The organism is Intrasporangium sp. (assembly GCF_030452765.1).
GTDB lineage: Bacteria > Actinomycetota > Actinomycetes > Actinomycetales > Dermatophilaceae > Intrasporangium_A.
Genome location: NZ_JAKDLO010000099.1, coordinates 1 through 16879, shown reverse-complemented (window position 1 = coordinate 16879; position 16879 = coordinate 1). Strand labels below are relative to the sequence as shown.

Annotated in this window: 17 protein-coding genes; 12 read left to right on the top strand and 5 right to left on the bottom strand. The window is 70.5% G+C overall.

Features of this window, described 5'->3' with window-relative positions:
• Nucleotides 1-36 precede the first annotated feature (36 nt).
• Nucleotides 37-1224: an acyl-CoA dehydrogenase family protein gene (locus L0H79_RS13295; protein WP_301485100.1), complete on the bottom strand. Its 1188-nt coding sequence runs from the start codon at nucleotides 1222-1224 to the stop codon at nucleotides 37-39.
• Between the two features lie 100 nt (nucleotides 1225-1324).
• On the opposite strand from L0H79_RS13295, the gene L0H79_RS13290 reads away from it, so the two are divergent.
• The 5 genes from L0H79_RS13290 to L0H79_RS13270 all read left to right on the top strand — a co-directional run bounded on the left by L0H79_RS13290 (nucleotide 1325) and on the right by L0H79_RS13270 (nucleotide 4599).
• Nucleotides 1325-1765 (top strand): MerR family DNA-binding transcriptional regulator, encoded by a 441-nt coding sequence (locus L0H79_RS13290; RefSeq protein ID WP_301485099.1) that lies wholly within the window; start codon nucleotides 1325-1327, stop codon nucleotides 1763-1765.
• A 61-nt stretch (nucleotides 1766-1826) separates the two neighbouring features.
• Nucleotides 1827-2714 carry a sulfurtransferase gene (locus L0H79_RS13285; RefSeq protein WP_301485098.1) on the top strand — a complete coding sequence of 296 codons (888 nt, stop codon included), beginning with the start codon at nucleotides 1827-1829 and terminating at the stop codon, nucleotides 2712-2714.
• A 5-nt stretch (nucleotides 2715-2719) separates the two neighbouring features.
• Nucleotides 2720-3181 carry a SufE family protein gene (locus L0H79_RS13280; protein ID WP_301485101.1) on the top strand — a complete coding sequence of 154 codons (462 nt, stop codon included), beginning with the start codon at nucleotides 2720-2722 and terminating at the stop codon, nucleotides 3179-3181.
• Nucleotides 3182-3292: 111 nt separating this feature from the next.
• Entirely contained in the window at nucleotides 3293-3646 is a 354-nt protein-coding gene (locus tag L0H79_RS13275) for an SPW repeat protein (RefSeq protein WP_301485097.1), read from the top strand.
• Between the two features lie 92 nt (nucleotides 3647-3738).
• Nucleotides 3739-4599, top strand: a complete 861-nt coding sequence (locus L0H79_RS13270; RefSeq protein WP_301485096.1) for a tryptophan 2,3-dioxygenase — start codon at nucleotides 3739-3741, stop codon at nucleotides 4597-4599.
• A 60-nt stretch (nucleotides 4600-4659) separates the two neighbouring features.
• Here L0H79_RS13270 and L0H79_RS13265 read toward each other — a convergent pair whose 3' ends face one another.
• Together L0H79_RS13265 and L0H79_RS13260 are read right to left on the bottom strand one after the other, a co-directional pair.
• On the bottom strand, nucleotides 4660-5553 hold the full coding sequence (locus L0H79_RS13265) for an NUDIX hydrolase (protein WP_301485095.1): 894 nt from the start codon (nucleotides 5551-5553) through the stop codon (nucleotides 4660-4662).
• 2 nt (nucleotides 5554-5555) lie between these two features.
• Nucleotides 5556-6401 (bottom strand): aldo/keto reductase, encoded by an 846-nt coding sequence (locus tag L0H79_RS13260; RefSeq protein ID WP_301485094.1) that lies wholly within the window; start codon nucleotides 6399-6401, stop codon nucleotides 5556-5558.
• Nucleotides 6402-6539: 138 nt separating this feature from the next.
• Here L0H79_RS13260 and L0H79_RS13255 point away from each other — a divergent pair, with 138 nt between their 5' ends.
• Nucleotides 6540-8330, top strand: coding sequence for a biotin carboxylase N-terminal domain-containing protein (locus tag L0H79_RS13255; protein ID WP_301485093.1), 1791 nt, complete (start codon nucleotides 6540-6542; stop codon nucleotides 8328-8330).
• A 126-nt stretch (nucleotides 8331-8456) separates the two neighbouring features.
• Entirely contained in the window at nucleotides 8457-8723 is a 267-nt protein-coding gene (locus L0H79_RS13250) for a hypothetical protein (RefSeq protein ID WP_301485092.1), read from the top strand.
• On the opposite strand, the gene L0H79_RS13245 is transcribed toward L0H79_RS13250, so the two are convergent.
• Entirely contained in the window at nucleotides 8724-10133 is a 1410-nt protein-coding gene (locus L0H79_RS13245) for an NAD(P)H-quinone dehydrogenase (protein ID WP_301485091.1), read from the bottom strand.
• A 97-nt stretch (nucleotides 10134-10230) separates the two neighbouring features.
• Between L0H79_RS13245 and L0H79_RS13240 the strand changes: the two genes are divergently transcribed.
• Nucleotides 10231-11070, top strand: coding sequence for a purine-nucleoside phosphorylase (locus L0H79_RS13240; RefSeq protein WP_301485090.1), 840 nt, complete (start codon nucleotides 10231-10233; stop codon nucleotides 11068-11070).
• Nucleotides 11067-12752 (top strand): phospho-sugar mutase, encoded by a 1686-nt coding sequence (locus L0H79_RS13235; protein WP_301485089.1) that lies wholly within the window; start codon nucleotides 11067-11069, stop codon nucleotides 12750-12752. The genes L0H79_RS13240 and L0H79_RS13235 overlap by 4 nt, the downstream gene beginning before the upstream one ends.
• A gap of 47 nt (nucleotides 12753-12799) precedes the next feature.
• On the opposite strand, the gene L0H79_RS13230 is transcribed toward L0H79_RS13235, so the two are convergent.
• Nucleotides 12800-13444, bottom strand: coding sequence for a PH domain-containing protein (locus L0H79_RS13230; RefSeq protein WP_301485088.1), 645 nt, complete (start codon nucleotides 13442-13444; stop codon nucleotides 12800-12802).
• A 69-nt stretch (nucleotides 13445-13513) separates the two neighbouring features.
• On the opposite strand from L0H79_RS13230, the gene deoC reads away from it, so the two are divergent.
• Genes deoC through L0H79_RS13215 form a run of 3 tightly spaced genes read left to right on the top strand, consistent with a single transcriptional unit; the run spans nucleotide 13514 to nucleotide 16867 of the window.
• Complete coding sequence (gene deoC / locus L0H79_RS13225; RefSeq protein ID WP_301485087.1) at nucleotides 13514-14515, top strand: deoxyribose-phosphate aldolase; 1002 nt, start codon at nucleotides 13514-13516, stop codon at nucleotides 14513-14515.
• A gap of 16 nt (nucleotides 14516-14531) precedes the next feature.
• Nucleotides 14532-15983 (top strand): aldehyde dehydrogenase family protein, encoded by a 1452-nt coding sequence (locus L0H79_RS13220; RefSeq protein ID WP_301485086.1) that lies wholly within the window; start codon nucleotides 14532-14534, stop codon nucleotides 15981-15983.
• Nucleotides 15980-16867 carry an aldehyde dehydrogenase family protein gene (locus tag L0H79_RS13215; RefSeq protein ID WP_301485085.1) on the top strand — a complete coding sequence of 296 codons (888 nt, stop codon included), beginning with the start codon at nucleotides 15980-15982 and terminating at the stop codon, nucleotides 16865-16867. Before L0H79_RS13220 ends, L0H79_RS13215 begins: the two co-directional genes overlap by 4 nt.
• Nucleotides 16868-16879: the final 12 nt, after the last annotated feature.

Genomic DNA, 16879 nt, shown 5'->3' with positions numbered 1-16879 from the left:
GTTCAGGTCGGTGGGCGGCATACCTGATCCTCTCTCTCAGGCCTGTGGGAGGCCTAGCCCCCGGGCGATGAGCATCCGCTGGACCTCGGAGGTGCCTTCCCCGATCTCGAGGATCTTCGCGTCGCGGTAGAACCTTGCGACGGGGTACTCCTCCATGAAGCCGTTGCCGCCGAAGACCTGGGTGGCGATGCGCGTCGCGCTGACGGCGGCCTCGGTCGAGTGGAGCTTGGCGATGGCGGCTGCATGCTTGACCTCGCGGACCGTGCGGCGGCCCTCGTGCAGCTCGTCCTTGAGCCAGGCGGCCTTGTAGGTCAGCAGCCGCGCCGCCTCGACCATGACGGCGAGGTCGGCGAGCGGGAAGGAGACGCCCTGGTTGACGGCGATGGGCCGGCCGAAGGCCATCCGGGTCATCGAGTACTCGCTCGCCAGCTCGAGGCACGCCTGCGCGCACCCCACGGCGAGCGCGGAGATCGCGACCCGCCCGTCGTCGAGAGTCTTGAGGAACTGCTTGAAGCCCTCGCCCTCGTTGCCGAGCAGGTTGGCGGCGGGCACCCGGCAGTCCTCGAAGGTCAGCCCGTGTGTGTCGGAGACGTGCCAGCCGAGCTTGTGATAGGCGGGCTCGACGGTGAAGCCGGGGGTGCCGGAGGGCACCATGATCGCCGAGACCTGCGCGGTGCCGTCCTCGTTCGTCCCGGTGCGCGCCGTCACCGTCACGACCGAGGTGATCTCGGTGCCGGAGTTGGTGATGAAGGCCTTGGCGCCGTTGACGACCCACTCGTCGCCGTCCCGACTCGCGCGTGTCTTCGTCGCGCCCGCGTCCGATCCCGCCTCGGGCTCGGTCAGCCCGAACCCGGCGAGCGCCCGGCCCGCGACGAGGTCGGGCAGGTAGCGCGCCTTCTGCTCGTCGGTGCCGTAGGTGAGGATCGGGTTGATGCCGAGACCGACTCCGGCCGAGAGGGTGATGCCGATCGACTGGTCGACGCGGCCGAGCTCCTCGATGGCGACGCAGAGGCTCGTGAAGTCGCCCTGCCCCGGGCTCGCGCTGCCGCCGTACTGCTCCGGCACGACGAGGCCGAAGAGCCCGAGCTCACCCATCTTGGGCACGAGGTCGGTCGGGAAGTGCGAGGCGCGGTCCCAGTCGGCGATGTGTGGGGCGACCTCCTTCTCGGCGAAGTCGCGCACGACCTTGCGGAAGTCCTCGTGCTCCTGGCTCAGCTCGAACATGTCACTCCTTTGGCGGCGACCCCGCCGCGCGGGTTATCGGGACAGTACTCTGACGTGCTTTACGTTGACGTAAACGTAAAGATACGCCATGCTGGTGCACATGACAAGTGCGCCCACCTGGACGATCGCGCAGATCGCCGACGAGTTCGGTGTCACGCACCGGACGGTGCGCCACTACGAGGACCTCGGGCTCCTCTCCCCCGAACGCCTCGGGACCAGACGGATCTACCACCGGCGCGACCGCACCCGCCTCGGGCTCATCCTGCGCGGCAGGCGGCTCGGCTTCCCACTCGAGCAGATCCGCACCATCGTCGACCTCTTCGACGCACCACGGGGTCGCCGCGCCCAGCTCGAGTACGTGCTCGGCCAGATCGACGAGCGGCGCATCGATCTCGAGCGGCGCCTGAAGGATGCGCAGGAGGCGTTGCACGAGCTCGGCGAGTTCGAGCGACGCTGCCGTGATGACCTCGCAACCTTGGAGGGAGCCCAAGCCCACGTTATGGGGCGGTATGCCGCCCGGCCCGGTCGCGTGCAACGATGAAGCTGTCGCCGCACTCCACTGTGCGCCGGCCCCCGCACGACCCCAGACCAGGAAGGCGCCCATGTCCCCGGACAGCTCGAACACCTCGAAGATCGCAGCCTACGCCCACCCGGAGCGCCTCGTCACGACCGACTGGCTCGCGCAGCAGATCGACACGGGCCAGGTCGGCGTCGCCGGCGGCATCGCCCTGCTCGAGTCCGACGAGGACGTCCTGCTCTATGCCACCGGCCACATCCCCCGCGCGCAGAAGATCGACTGGCACCTGGACCTCAACGACCAGGTGAGCCGTGACTACGTCGACGGTGAGCGGTTCGCCGAGGTGATGGGCGCGCGCGGCATCGGGCGCGACACGACGATCGTCGTCTACGGCGACAAGAGCAACTGGTGGGCCGCCTACGCGCTCTGGGTCTTCACGCTCTTCGGGCACGAGGACGTCCGTCTCGTCGACGGCGGGCGGGCCAAGTGGATCGAGGAGGGCCGGGAGCTGACCAAGGAGGTGCCGACCGCCACGCCCACCGACTACCCCGTCATCGAGCGCGACGACGCCCCGATCCGGGCCTTCAAGGACGACGTGCTCGCCCACCTCGGCATGCCGCTCGTCGACGTCCGGTCGCCCGGCGAGTTCACCGGCGAGCTGCTGCACATGCCCGACTACCCACAGGAGGGGGCGCTGCGCGGCGGGCACATCCCCGGGGCGAAGTCCGTCCCGTGGGCTCGCGCCGCCAACGAAGACGGCACCTTCAAGTCACGCGAGGAGCTCGAGGGCATCTACCGCACCGAGCAGGGTCTCGCCCCGGGCGACGACATCGTCGCCTACTGCCGCATCGGGGAGCGCTCGTCGCACACGTGGTTCGTGCTGACCCAGCTGCTCGGCTACAGCTCGGTGCGCAACTACGACGGCTCGTGGACCGAGTGGGGCAACACCGTGCGCGTCCCCATCGAGCGGTGACCGTCGTGTCCGGGGCTGCCCTGCCCGCCGCACTGGCCGAGATCGCGGACGACTTCGCCTCGGCGAGCAACCCGATGAAGCTCGACCTGCTGCTCGAGTTCAGCGAGGAGCTGCCGCCCCTGCCCGACCGTTACGCCGGGCAGCTCGACAAGCTCGAGCGGGTCGACGAGTGCCAGTCGCCGCTCTTCCTCACCGTCGAGGTCGAGGAGGGCGAGCGACTCGAGGCCCGCACGGTCCACCTCTTCTTCGACGCCCCGCCGGAGGCGCCGACGACGCGCGGGTTCGCCGGCATCCTGCACGAGGGTCTGGACGGGCTGTCCGCGGCGCAGGTCCTCGCGGTGCCCGACGATGCCCCGATGCGGTTCGGTCTCGCCGAGGCGGTCTCGCCGCTGCGGATCCGGGGCATGGTCGCGATGCTCGGCAGGATCAAGCGCCAGGTCCGCATGAAGACCGCCGCCGCGGCCTGAGAGGAAATGGCCGGACCGCCGATTGAAAAAGATCGTGAGACGACACATGATGGAGGTGTCCGGTCCGCCAAGGATCGACGGACCATCTGATCGAAAGGTGGTCAGGACATCATGAAGAAGACCCTGCACCCGCAGGACGTCATCACCCTCGTCGCCGGCATCTATGCCTTCCTCTCGCCCATCTGGACGACCACGACGACCACGGCCACGGCCACGATGGTCGTCCTCGGCATCATCACGGCGCTCCTCTCACTCACCGAGCTGGTCCGCCCCGACCTGCTCTCGGTCGAGGGAGTCACCGCCCTGCTCGGCGTGCTGTTCATCATCTCCCCCTGGGTCATGGGCTTCGCCTCGACGACGATGCCGATGGCAGTCACCGCATGGATCGTCGGAGCCGTGACGCTCGTCGTCAGCCTGGCCGACGTGCAGCTCACCAGGAGCCACCGCGAGGTGACAGCGCACTGACGCGCTTGGTACCCAACAGAATCCGTATGCCGCTGAGCCCGCTCAGCGGCATACGGCTGACTCCGGACGGCGTGAGACCTAGGATTCGAGACATGGCCACTGACGAGCGATCCAGTCGGCGCGAGCTCGAGGATGGCATCGAGCGGGACTTCTCCAAGCGGATGTCCTACGCGGACTACCTGCACCTCGACCAGTTGCTCGCCGCCCAGCACCCGCTCAGCGATCCGCCCCTGCACGACGAGCTGCTCTTCATCATCCAGCACCAGACCTCGGAACTCTGGCTCAAGCTCCTGGTGCACGAGCTGCGTTCTGCCAGAAGGCTGCTCCGCTCCGACGACCTCGCTCCGGCACTGAAGCGGCTGGCCCGGATCAAGCACGTCCAGCACTGCCTGACCGACCAGTGGAGCGTGCTTGCGACCCTGACACCGAGCGAGTACGCCGAGATCCGGCCGTATCTTGCGACGAGCTCGGGCTTCCAGTCGGTGCAGTACCGCGAGGTCGAGTTCCTGCTCGGCAACAAGAGCGCCGAGATGGTCGAGGTGTTCGACCACGACCCGGTCTCGCAGGCCGAGCTGCGCACCCTGCTGCACGAGCCGAGCCTCTACGACGAGTTCCTCGCGTTCCTGCACCGGCGCGGCCATGCGGTGCCCGCGGGACTGCTCGAGCGTGACTTCTCCTTGCCGCATCGGCTCGACGAGGGGCTCGTCGACGTGTTCGCGCATGTCTACGAGAAGCCGGCCGAGCACTGGGGCGTGTACGAGACGTGCGAGGAGCTCGTCGACGTCGAGGACAACTTCCAGCAGTGGCGGTTCCGACACCTGCAGGTGGTGACGCGCACCATCGGGCACAAGCCGGGCACCGGCGGGTCGTCGGGGGTCGACTTCCTGCGGCGCGCGCTCGACCTGACCTTCTTCCCCGAGCTCTACGCCGTGCGCACCCGCATCGGCACCTGACCCCCACATCCCCCTTGTACCTCGACCGGTCCCCGTTCGCGGGGAAAGGGAGAGCGCGGGTCAGCGGGACTGGCCCGCCTCGAGGTAGAGCGGCGCCTCGCCGACCGTCTCCAGCCGGCCGAGCAGGACGTCCAGGTAGTCCGGCACGTGCGCCCGGGCCTCCTCGCGGGTGCACCAGTGCACGGCGGTGATCTCGGTGGCCTCGAAGGTCATCGCGGCGACGAGTGACTGCTCGTGCCGGCCCAGGTCGAAGACGAACTGGCACGCGTCGTCCCACCCGCGCCACGGCGGCATCCAGTTGACGACGAGCAGGCCGCGCACCGGCAGGTCGAGCCCGAGCTCTTCCCGCAGCTCCCGCCGCACGGCGGTCGCCGGTGACTCCCACGGGTCGACGACACCACCGGGCAGGTCCCACTCGCGCTTGTAGGTCAGCTCGCAGAGCAGCACCCGCCCCTGCTCGTCCCGCAGGACCGCTTGGCTGATGACCCGCTTGGTCGGGAGGTTGGCGTTGAGCACCCCGATGAAGCCGTCGCGCGTGTCCGGCATCGGGTCGTCGGCCAGGCGGGCCACGCGGATCAGGTCGGTGCGCGGCCCGCCGGCCCCGCGGGCGATCCCTTCACGGCGCAGCCCCGCCCGGGACGCGATGCGCAGCTGCGCGGTGTCACCGACCGGGACCAGCGCCTCGACCCGGTGCAGGCCGAGCTGGGCGAAGCAGTGGTCGACCGCAAGGCGCAGTGCGCGGTGCGGCACTCCCCCGCCCTGGTGCGCCACCTCGAACTGCCAGGTGAGCAGGGCGGTGGCCCTGCGCACCGGTCGGACCGACACGGTTGCGACCACCTCGCCGCGAGCCACGACCTCAAGACCGACCAGACCATCGGGTGGTGTCGGGTCGGCGCGGACGAGCAGGTCACCCCGCGCCAGGCGCTGCTCGCCGGGCAGGGACGGCCAGCCCACGGTCAGGCGCCGAACTCGTCGGGGTTGGGCCCCGTCCGCTCGCCGCGGTCGAGGGAAGCGATCGCCGCCAGGTCGTCCTCGTCGAGATCGAAGGCGAACAGGTCGGCGTTCTGGGCGATCCGGGCCGTCTTGACGGACCTGGTCAGCACGACGTTCCCGAGCTGCAGCTGCCAGCGCAGGGCGACCTGCGCCCGCGTCACCGCATGCTTGTCGGCGATCCGGGTCATCGCGGGGTCCTGCAGCAGTCCGGCGCCGGCGGCCAGTGGGCTCCAGGCCTCGGTGACGATGCCGTGCTCGGCGTGGAAGGCGCGCAGCTCGCGCTGCTGTAGATACGGCGACAGCTCGACCTGGTTGACCGACGGCAGCACGCCCGTCGCGTCGAGCAGGCGCTGCAGGTGGGGCACGTGGAAGTTGCAGACCCCGACCGACCGCACCCGACCGGACCGCTGCAGCTCGAGCAGCTGCTCCCAGCCCCCCACGTACTCGTCGCGACCCGGGGCCGGCCAGTGGATGAGGTACAGGTCGAGCACGTCCAGGCCGAGCCGCTGCAGCGACGCGTCGAAGGCCTGCTGCACCCGGTCCAGGTGGGTGTACCAGACCTTCGTCGTGATGAAGATGTCGTCACGTGCGATGCCTGCCCGGGTCAGGACCCGACCGACCCCCTCCTCGTTGCGGTACATCTCGGCGGTGTCGATGTGTCGGTAGCCCGTGTCGAGGGCGGCGCCGAACGCGGCATCCACCTGGTCGTCCGGCACCTCCCAGACCCCGAACCCGAGCTGGGGGATGGCCAGCCCGGGTGTCGAGGCGTGGCCGAGGGGAACCATCCGAACCGGCAGCTTCGCACTCATGGAGACCAACCTACGTCGCCGCGCGACCCGGCCGACAGGACACCGTCACCCCCGTGTGCCGGACCACACGAGGTGACTCGCCGGTAACCCTCGTCCGGTACCTGAACGCGGACACCCGCAGGCGCTAGAGTCCGACGCATGGCATCCATCAGCAAGGTCCTCATCGCAAACCGTGGCGAGATCGCCGTCCGCATCGCTCGCGCCTGCAAGGACAGCGGGATCGGTTCGGTCGCGGTGTATGCCGAGCCGGACCGGGATGCCCTCCATGTCAAGGTCGCCGACGAGGCGTACTCCCTCGGCGGCTCGACTCCCGGCGACAGCTATCTCGCGCAGGAGAAGCTGCTCGAGGTAGCCAGACAGGCAGGTGCCGATGCGGTCCACCCCGGCTACGGCTTCCTCGCCGAGAACGCGGGCTTCGCCAAGGCAGTCCTGGACGCCGGGCTGATCTGGGTCGGGCCCGGCCCCGAGGCGATCGACGCGCTCGGCGACAAGGTCAAGGCCCGGCATATCGCCACGAGCGCCGGCGCCCCACTGGTGCCCGGCACGAAGGACCCCGTCTCGGGCCCCGACGAGGTGGTCGAGTTCGCCAAGCAGCACGGCCTGCCGGTCGCCATCAAGGCCGCCTACGGCGGTGGTGGCCGCGGCCTGAAGGTGGCCCGCACGATCGAGGAGATCCCCCACCTCTACGAGTCGGCCGTCCGAGAGGCGGTCACCGCCTTCGGCCGCGGCGAGTGCTTCGTCGAGCGGTTCCTCGACCAGCCGCGCCACGTCGAGACCCAGTGCATCGCCGACCAGCACGGCAACGTCGTCGTCGTGTCGACCCGCGACTGCTCGCTCCAGCGCCGCAACCAGAAGCTCGTCGAGGAGGCCCCGGCGCCGTTCCTCACCGAGGAGCAGCACACCGAGATCGTCCGAGCCAGCAAGGCCATCCTCAGGGGGGCAGGCTACGTCAACGCGGGCACGTGCGAGTTCCTGGTCGCGCCCGACGGCATCGTCTCCTTCCTCGAGGTCAACACTCGCCTGCAGGTCGAGCATCCGGTGACCGAGGAGGTCACCGGGGTCGACCTGGTCCGGGAGCAGTTCCGGGTCGCGAACGGCGAGACCCTCGACTACCCCGACCCGGTGCCGCACGCGCACTCGATCGAGTTCCGGATCAACGGCGAGGACGCCGGCCGGAACTTCCTGCCGGCACCGGGCACCGTGGCGACCTTCCGCCCGCCGGCCGGCCCGGGGGTCCGGGTCGACTCGGGCGTCGTCGAGGGCGACGTCATCGGCGGTGCCTTCGACTCGATGCTCGCCAAGCTCATCGTCACCGGGCATACCCGCCAGGAGGCGATCGAGCGGGCGCGGCGGGCGCTCGCCGAGTTCCAGATCGACGGGATGCCGACGGTGCTGCCCTTCCACCGCGCGGTCGTGATCGACCCCGCCTTCGCCCCGGAGGACCCCGACGAGAGGTTCGGGATCTACACGACGTGGATCGAGGCCGAGTTCGACAACACGATCGAGCCGTACGCGGGTGGCGCGGCCGACACTCCCGAGGCCGAGGAGCGTCAGCGGATCGTCGTCGAGGTCGGCGGCAGACGCCTCGAGGTCTCCCTGCCGGGCGGCCTCAGCCTCGGTGGAGGCTCGAGCACCGCCGCGAAGAAGAAGGCTCCGAAGCGCTCGGCGGGTGGAGGCCGCGGCGGAGCCGCCGCCTCGGGTGACTCCCTGACGGCGCCGATGCAGGGCACGATCGTCAAGATCGCGGTCGAGGAGGGTGCCAGCGTCGCCACGGGTGACCTCGTCGTCGTCCTGGAGGCGATGAAGATGGAGCAGCCGATCACCGCCCACAAGGACGGTGTCGTCACCGGGCTGACGGCCAAGGTCGGCGAGACCGTCAACTCCGGTACCGTCCTCGCCGAGATCAAGGACGCCCCGACCGAGGCCTGACAGGCCGGCAGACGCACGAGGTATGCCGCTCACGGTCGTCCGTGAGCGGCATACCTTCTCGTCGGGCCGAGACGGCGCCAGGCAGTGCGCGGTCGGGCGGGTTCGCGTTCTGGCAGACTCGATACCGTGATGACCACCCTGCTGTCTCAGGCCGGCCAGGCCTCGACCGGCTTGAACGTCAAGGGTTTCGTCATCGTGGCGATCGTCTTCGCCCTCGTCTACCCGCTGCAGAAGCAGCTACGGGCCTGGGTGTCGCGTCGTCGGGTCGAGCGCTGGCGCGAGGAGGACGCGCGAGGCGAGCAGCCGAAGCGCGACTCGGACCTCGATCGGACGGGCAGAGACGGGCCGGACGGGCCGGACGCGCACGACGGACCCGACGACGCGCGACTTTGACTACTCCGACTGGTGCAGCTGGCGCGCCGCCTCGGCGATGGAGCCGGACAGCGACGGGTAGACGGTGATCGTGCTGGCCACGGCATCGACGCTGAGACGGTTCTGCACGGCGAGCGCGACCGGGAAGACCAGCTCGGAGGCCTTCGGCGCGACGACGACCCCGCCGAGCACCGTGCCGTAGCCCGTACGGCAGAACAGCTTGACGAAGCCAGCCTCGATCCCCTGCATCTTCGCACGCGGGTTGCGCGCGAGCGGCAGCATGACCGACTGGACGTCGTGCAGCTCGTCGGCGACGCGCTGGCCGATCCCGACCGTCGCGATCTCGGGATCGGTGAAGATGTTGGCGGCGACCCCGCGCACGTTGAGCGGTGCCACCGCGTCTCCGAGGGCATGCCACATGGCGATGCGTCCCTGCATCGCCGCGACCGAGGCCAGGGGTAGGACACCGGTGCAGTCCCCTGCCGCGTAGACGCTCGGGACGGACGTGCGCGAGACGCGGTCGACGACGATGTGCCCGGACTCGGACAGCTCGATGCCCAGGTCCTGCAGGCCGAGCCCGCTCGTCTGCGGCAGCGAGCCGACCGCGAGCAGGGCGTGGCTCCCTTCGACGGTCCGTCCGTCGGTGAGGGTCACCAGGACCCCGTCGGCGGAACGTTCGACGCCCTGAGCCCGGGACCTGCTGAGCACCTTCATCCCGCGCTCGCGGAAGACGTCCTCGATCAGGGTCGCGGCATCGGCATCCTCGCCGGGCAGGACCCGGTCACGGGAGGAGACGAGCGTGACCGCGGACCCGAGGCCGAGGAAGCCCTGCGCGAGCTCGGCGCCCGTGACGCCCGAGCCGATGACGACGAGATGCCCAGGCAGGTCCTCGAGGGCATAGATCTGCTGCCACGTGAGGATCCGCTCGCCGTCCGGGACCGCGGTCGGCAGCACCCGAGGTGTGGCACCGGTCGCGAGGAGGACGACATCGGCGGTCAGGTCGAGGCTCCCGTCGGCGGTCTCGACCTGCACCTGGCCGCGCTCGAGCAGGCGGCCAGCCCCGTCGAGCATCCGGACACCGGCCTGTTCGAGGCTCTTGCGGATGTCCATGCTCTGGGCGGCGGCGAGCTCGAGGATGCGCCCGTTGATGGCTCGTGCCCTGGCCACGACGCCCTCGGTGGGCGCCTGCGCCGGGCCCGGAAGGCTCACTCCGAGCCGGACCGCGACGTCGAGGTCGGCGCGCTGGTCGGCGGTCGCGATGAGCGCCTTGCTCGGCACGCAGTCGGTCAGCACCGCGGCGCCCCCGATGCCGTCCTTCTCGACCACCGTCACCTCGGCACCGAGCTGCGCGGCGACGAGGGCGGCCTCGTAGCCACCCGGGCCACCGCCGACGATGGCTACCGAGGTCTCGCGCGTGATCACGCCCTCCATCCAACCACCCCGCGGGACGGTGGACCGGGAGCTGGTTCGACGGACTGATCGCGGCGGCGGCCCGCTGCGGGGGCGGGCCTCGCCTAGAGTCCATTGCGTGGACAGCAGCGCATCGACCGAGCCCTGCGACCCGCTCGCGGATCCGCACGCCCTCGCCCGCGACGCGGCCCGCGTCATCGCCGAGCGCACCGGCATCGGCAGGCACCACATCGCGCTGGTCCTCGGGTCCGGCTGGGGCCAGGCCGGCGAGCTCGTCGGAGCGACGCTCGCGTCGGTAGACAACATCGACGTGCCCGGCTTCGGTGCGGCAGCCGTAGCCGGACATACGGGAGTGATCCGCTCGGTCGCCGTCGGTGACACCGGCAAGCACGCCCTCGTCTACGGCACACGCACGCACTTCTACGAGGGACGTGGCGTCGACGCCGTCGTCCACGGGGTTCGCACCGCGAGGGCCACCGGCTGCGAGACGATCGTCCTGACGAACGGATGCGGCGGCCTCGACCCAGCCTGGCGGCCGGGCACCCTCGTCCTGATCCGCGACCACATCAACCTCACCGGGGCCACCCCCCTGCGGGGGCCCACCTTCGTCGACCTGAGCGACCTCTACTCGAGCCGCCTGCGCGCGCTGGCCCATGAGGTCGACCCGTCGTTGCCGGAGGGGGTCTACGTCCAGTTCCGCGGCCCCCAGTACGAGACGCCCGCCGAGGTGCGCATGGCCCGTACGATCGGCGGCGACCTCGTCGGGATGTCGACGACGCTCGAGGCGATCGCCGCCCGCGAGGCCGGCCTGCAGATCCTCGGCATCTCCCTCGTCACGAACCCGGCGGCCGGGATCTCCACCACGCCGCTGAGCCACGACGAGGTTCTCGAGGCGGGCCGGGCGGCCGCACCACGCGCGAGCGCGCTGCTCGCCGACATCGTGCGGAGGATCGCATGACCAGTGCCTCCACCGCACAGCTGTATGCCGCTGTCCGGGCATGGCGCGACGACGACCCCGACGCGACGACACGCGGGCAGCTCGACCGGCTCCTCGCCGCCGCCGAGTCGGGCGACGCGCCGACCCGCACGGAGCTGGCCGACAGGTTCTCGGGCATCCTCGAGTTCGGCACGGCCGGTCTGCGGGGGGCTCTGGGCGCCGGCCCGAACCGGATGAACCGCAGTGTCGTGATCCGGGCCGCGGCCGGGCTGGTCGCCTACCTGCAGGACGAGGGGGGCATCGGCGGGGCCCCGTGCGTCGTCATCGGGTTCGATGCTCGACACAGCTCCGATGTCTTCGCCCGCGACACTGCTGCCGTCGTGGTGGCCGCGGGTGGCCGCGCGCTGCTGCTCCCACGCCCGCTGCCGACGCCGGTTCTCGCCTTCGCGATCCGCCACCTCGGCACCGACGCCGGTGTCATGGTCACCGCGAGCCACAACCCGGCGCAGGACAACGGGTACAAGGTCTACCTCGGCGACGGCAGCCAGATCGTGCCGCCCGCGGACATCGAGATCGCGGCCCACATCGCCTCGGTGCGCCGTGTCGCCGACATACCCCGGGCCGCGCAGGGGTGGGAGACTCTCGGTGACGAGGTGGCCGGCCACTACCTCGACACGGTCGTGCAGGTGCTCGAAACCGGCTCGCCCCGCGACCTGTCCATCGTCCACACGAGCCTTCATGGCGTCGGCCACGACACCGTGCTGGACGCCTTCGCCCGGGCCGGGTTCCCGGTCCTCGACCCGGTGCCGGAGCAGGCTGCACCCGACCCCGACTTTCCCACCGTCGGCTTCCCGAACCCGGAGGAGCCCGGCGTGATCGACCTGGCCCTGGCTCTGGCCCGGCAGGACGGCTGCGACCTGGTCATCGCCAACGATCCCGACGCGGACCGGTGCGCCGCCGCGGTTCTCGACCCGGCCCTCGGTGACTGGCGAATGCTGCGCGGCGACGAGGTCGGCGCGCTCCTCGGCGCCCATCTCGTGTCACGGGGACTCGACCCGTCGGACGTCTTCGCCAGCTCGATCGTCTCCTCACGGCTGCTCGCCTCGATCGCCCGGACGGCTGGGATCCGGCACGAGGAGACCCTGACGGGTTTCAAGTGGATCTCGCGGGTCCCCGGGCTGCGGTACGGCTACGAGGAGGCCCTCGGCTACTGCGTCGCGCCCGAGGCCGTGCGCGACAAGGACGGCATCAGCGCCGCGCTCCTGCTGGCGGAGCTCGCGGCGAGCCTCAAGGCAGCGGGGCGGAGCATCCCCCGGCTGCTCGACGACCTCGCCATCGAACACGGCGTCCACGCGACGGACTCGTTCGCGGTACGGGTGGATGGCTTCGGGCAGACCGAGCTCCTGATGAGCCGTCTCGAGAACGACCTGCCCGCCTCGCTCGCCGGGATCGACGTGGTTCGCATCGACGACCTCAGCCGGGGCGAGGGTGGGCTGCCGCCGACCGAGGGGCTGCGCTACCTGCTGGCCGACGACTCGCGTGCCATCGTCCGCCCCAGCGGCACCGAGCCGAAGGTCAAGGTCTACCTCGAGGTCATCGAACCGGTCGCTGAGGCCGCGATGCTCGGGCGGGCGAAGCACGCCGCTGCTGGACGTCTGGCCGCCCTACGCAGCGAGCTCGAGCGGCTGACCTCCGTGCCGTAGCGCCGTCCGGGGCGCCGGCCGGCGATCCGGTCGCGCAGTGGAGCGCGTCAGAGGACGAAGGTTCCGATCACCCAGAAGGCGAGAGAGGCCAGGAGCAGCCCGACCGGGACCGGCTCCCACGTCCGAGTGACGATCCGCGGCGTCCGGCCAACCTTGCGCCGCTTGTCCGCCGCGACCCGTGCCTCTATCTCGGCCGCCACGCTCTGTGCCTCGACCTTCGGCCTCGGCTGCGCGCGCTGAGGCACGCCCTTGCCCCGGCCCACACGGTTCGCGCCGACGAGGAAGATCCCCCGCCCGTAGCGGGGCCGGCCCGGGTCGGCGGGGATCCCCCACGCCGTGTACTTCCTTCCGTCGGAGAACAGCTCGAGCGTCCACCGGCTACGGATGTCGTGGATCATCGGCCAGGTGATGTCGACCGTCCGCAACGGGTTGACGAGGCGCACGCCCTCGTCGTGCAGCACAGCGCAGGGCCGGACGACGAAGACCCAGATCAGGACGAGCACGAGCACGACACTCGAGATGAGCGTCCAGCTCCGGGCCGGGCTCAGCACCGCGGGCAGGAGCAGTGCGAGGCAGGCCAGCCCGCCGATGGCACCGACACCGATCGCGGAGCCGGGCCGCAGGGTGCGGGCCTCCCGCAACCCGGCCCTGCCGGTGACGTCACCCCCGTCACCTGGTCGGCTCAGCGGCATACCTCTCCTCCTTCGCGCACACCTACCTGCTCCAGCGTGCCATGTCTGGCCCGCAGCTAGACTCGCGAAGTGACCTCGACGATCTCCCCGCGCGGTGTGCAGGATCTCACGGCACAGGCCTGTGACCTGCTCGGGGTGGCCCAGCCGAGCAACCGCGCCATCGGCGCGTGGCTGCACGGCCTGCCGGGCGTCGACCAGGTTGGCTGCGAGTCCCGCGCTGCCGCCCTGGCCACGCGCTCGGTGAAGTCGGCGAGCAAGGCATGGGCCATCGACACCGCCATCAGGATGATCGACCTGACCACCCTCGAGGGGGCCGACACCCCGGGCACGGTCCGCTCGCTCTGCGCCAAGGCCCTCGTGCCCGACCCGCGCGACCCGGCGACCCCGCGACCAGCCGCCGTCTGTGTCTACGGCGACATGGTTCACGTCGCGAGGGAAGCCTTGGCAGACCGCAGGATCCACGTCGCCGCGGTGGTCACGGCGTTCCCGTCCGGACGAGCCGGCCTGGCCGTCAAGCTCGCGGACACGCGCGAGGCCCTCGCGGCGGGAGCCGACGAGATCGACATGGTGATCGACCGGGGCGCCTTCCTCGCCGGAGACTACATGACGGTCTTCGACCAGATCGCGCAGGTCAAGGCTGCCTGCCGCCGCGACGACGGCCCGGACGCCCGCCTCAAGGTGATCCTCGAGACCGGGGAGCTCGTCACCTACGACAACGTCCGGCGCGCCTCCCACCTGGCGATGCTCGCCGGCGGCGACTTCGTCAAGACCTCGACCGGCAAGATCCAGCCGGCCGCGACCCTCCCGGTCACCCTCGTGATGCTCGAGTCGGTACGCGACTGGCGCGACCTCACGGGTGTGCAGGTCGGCGTCAAGCCCGCCGGTGGGATCCGCACGAGCAAGGATGCAATCAAGTACCTCGTCCTGGTGAGCGAGGTCGCCGGCGAGGACTGGCTCTCGCCCGAGTGGTTCCGCTTCGGCGCGTCCAGCCTCCTGAACGACCTGCTCCTGCAGCGACAGAAGCTCACCACCGGCGCCTACTCGGGCCCTGACTACGTCACGCTGAACTGACCGCCGAGGACCCGCCATGCCGAAGTTCGACTACGCCCCCGCGCCCGAGTCGCGCTCGGTCGTCTCGATCCAGCCGTCATACGGCCTGTTCGTCGACGGGACGTTCAGCCGTCCCAGGGCGCTCTTCCCGACGGTCGACCCGGCCGACGAGACGATCCTGGCCGAGGTGAGCCAGGCCGGCCCGAAGGACGTCGACAAGGCGGTCGCTGCAGCCCGGCGCGCTTTCGACGGCGCGTGGGGGAGCATGCCCGGGGCCGAGCGCGGCCGGTACCTGTTCCGGATCGCCCGGATCCTGCAGGAACGGGCGCGCGAGTTCGCGGTCCTCGAGACCCTCGACAGCGGCAAACCGGTCAAGGAGACCCGGGACGTCGACATCCCATTGGCGGCGGCGCACTTCTTCTACCACGCGGGCTGGGCCGACAAGCTCGAGTATGCCGGGCTCGCCCCCACCGGCGCAGCGCTCCTCCGACCGTATGGCGTTGTCGGCCAAGTGATTCCGTGGAACTTCCCGCTGCTGATGCTGGCCTGGAAGGTCGCGCCGGCCTTGGCGACCGGCAACACCGTGGTCCTCAAGCCCGCCGAGACGACGCCGCTGACTGCACTGCTCTTCGCCGAGGTGTGCCAGCAGGCAGACCTGCCTGCTGGAGTGGTGAACATCCTCACCGGCGACGGTCGCACCGGACAGGCGATCGTCGAGCACCCGGGCGTCGACAAGATCGCGTTCACGGGATCGACCGAGGTCGGCCGCGCGATCGCGCGGTCGATCGCAGGCACGGCCAAGAGGGCGACCCTCGAGCTCGGCGGCAAGGCCGCGAACATCATCTTCGACGACGCCCCCATCGACCAGGCGGTCGAGGGGATCGTGAGCGGCATCTTCTTCAACCAGGGCCAGGTCTGCTGCGCCGGGTCGCGACTGCTCGTCCAGGAGTCGGTCCACCACGAGGTCGTCGCGCGCCTGCAGCGGCGGCTGGCGACCCTGCGCGTCGGCGACCCGATGGACAAGAACACCGATCTCGGCCCGATCAACAGCAGGGCCCAGCTCGACCGGATCACGACGCTCGTCGAGGCCGGCATCGCCGAGGGCGCGACCGCCTGGGCCCCAGAGTGCACCTTCCCCGGCACCGGCTTCTGGTTCCCACCGACTCTCCTGACCGGCGTCTCCCAGACGCACCGGGTCGCGACGGAGGAGATCTTCGGCCCGGTTCTGTCGGTGCTCACCTTCCGCACACCGGCGGAGGCGGTCGCGAAGGCGAACAACACGGCATACGGGCTGTCGGCAGGCGTCTGGACGGAGAAGGGCTCGCGGATCCTCTGGATGGCTGACCAGCTGCGCGCCGGAGTGGTCTGGGCCAACACCTTCAACCGTTTCGATCCGGCCTCTCCCTTCGGCGGCTACAAGGAGTCCGGTTACGGCCGCGAAGGCGGCCGGCATGGACTCGAGGCCTACCTGAGGGGGGCCGCCGGATGAGCCGGCTCGACGTGCGCAAGACGTACAAGCTCTACATCGCAGGCAAGTTCCCACGCAGTGAGTCAGGACGTTCGTATGCCGTCCAGTCCGCTTCCGGAGACTTCCTCGCCAACGCCTCGCTGGGCTCCCGCAAGGACCTTCGTGACGCGGTCGTCGCGGCCCGTGCGGCGCTCAAGGGGTGGGCTGGGGCAACCGCCTACAACCGCGGCCAGGTGCTCTACCGGGTGGCCGAGATCCTGGACGGGCGACGCGCCCAGTTCGTCGAGGAGGTGGCTGCTTGCGAGGGTTTGACCGATCGCGCCGCCGGTGTCGCCGTCGACGCCGCAGTCGAGCGGCTCGTCTGGTACGCCGGCTGGACCGACAAGGTCGCGCAGGTGCTCGGCAACCTCAACCCGGTCGCCGGCCCGTTCTTCAACGTGTCTGCTCCAGAGCCCACCGGGGTCGTGGGCATCCTTGCCCCACAGAGCAGCTCGTTGCTCGGACTGGTGTCGGTACTCGCGCCGGTCACGGCGACCGGCAACACCGCGGTCGTGCTGACCTCGACGAGGCGCCCGCTTCCCGCAGTCACGTTCGGCGAGGTCCTCGCTACCTCTGATGTGCCACCCGGAGTCGTCAACCTCATCAGCGGTCACGTCTCGGAGTTGGCCCCGTGGCTCGCTTCACATCGCGACGTGAACGCCATCGATCTCACCGGAGCCGCCGGGGCCGAGAGTGTGGACTGGGGCGCGCTCGAGGCGGCGGCCGCCGACACGATCAAACGGGTCCACCGGCCCCTGCTCGAGGACGGCTTGGTCGCCGAGCCCGACTGGGCGAAGTCGCCCGGGCTGGGCCGGCTGAAGGCCTTCGTCGAGACCAAGACGGTCTGGCACCCCAAGGGCCTCTGAACTGACCGCTGA

What these genes read in the sequence shown, in the direction of transcription:
- L0H79_RS13270 (WP_301485096.1), top strand. Translation starts at nt 3,739, where the DNA reads ATGGCCACTGACGAGCGATCCAGTCGGCGCGAGCTCGAGGATGGCATC.
- L0H79_RS13220 (WP_301485086.1), top strand. Translation starts at nt 14,532, where the DNA reads ATGCCGAAGTTCGACTACGCCCCCGCGCCCGAGTCGCGCTCGGTCGTC.
- L0H79_RS13245 (WP_301485091.1), bottom strand. Translation starts at nt 10,133, where the DNA reads ATGGAGGGCGTGATCACGCGCGAGACCTCGGTAGCCATCGTCGGCGGT.
- L0H79_RS13275 (WP_301485097.1), top strand. Translation starts at nt 3,293, where the DNA reads ATGAAGAAGACCCTGCACCCGCAGGACGTCATCACCCTCGTCGCCGGC.
- L0H79_RS13260 (WP_301485094.1), bottom strand. Translation starts at nt 6,401, where the DNA reads ATGAGTGCGAAGCTGCCGGTTCGGATGGTTCCCCTCGGCCACGCCTCG.
- L0H79_RS13235 (WP_301485089.1), top strand. Translation starts at nt 11,067, where the DNA reads ATGACCAGTGCCTCCACCGCACAGCTGTATGCCGCTGTCCGGGCATGG.
- L0H79_RS13230 (WP_301485088.1), bottom strand. Translation starts at nt 13,444, where the DNA reads ATGCCGCTGAGCCGACCAGGTGACGGGGGTGACGTCACCGGCAGGGCC.
- L0H79_RS13290 (WP_301485099.1), top strand. Translation starts at nt 1,325, where the DNA reads ATGACAAGTGCGCCCACCTGGACGATCGCGCAGATCGCCGACGAGTTC.
- L0H79_RS13255 (WP_301485093.1), top strand. Translation starts at nt 6,540, where the DNA reads ATGGCATCCATCAGCAAGGTCCTCATCGCAAACCGTGGCGAGATCGCC.
- L0H79_RS13295 (WP_301485100.1), bottom strand. Translation starts at nt 1,224, where the DNA reads ATGTTCGAGCTGAGCCAGGAGCACGAGGACTTCCGCAAGGTCGTGCGC.
- L0H79_RS13285 (WP_301485098.1), top strand. Translation starts at nt 1,827, where the DNA reads ATGTCCCCGGACAGCTCGAACACCTCGAAGATCGCAGCCTACGCCCAC.
- L0H79_RS13215 (WP_301485085.1), top strand. Translation starts at nt 15,980, where the DNA reads ATGAGCCGGCTCGACGTGCGCAAGACGTACAAGCTCTACATCGCAGGC.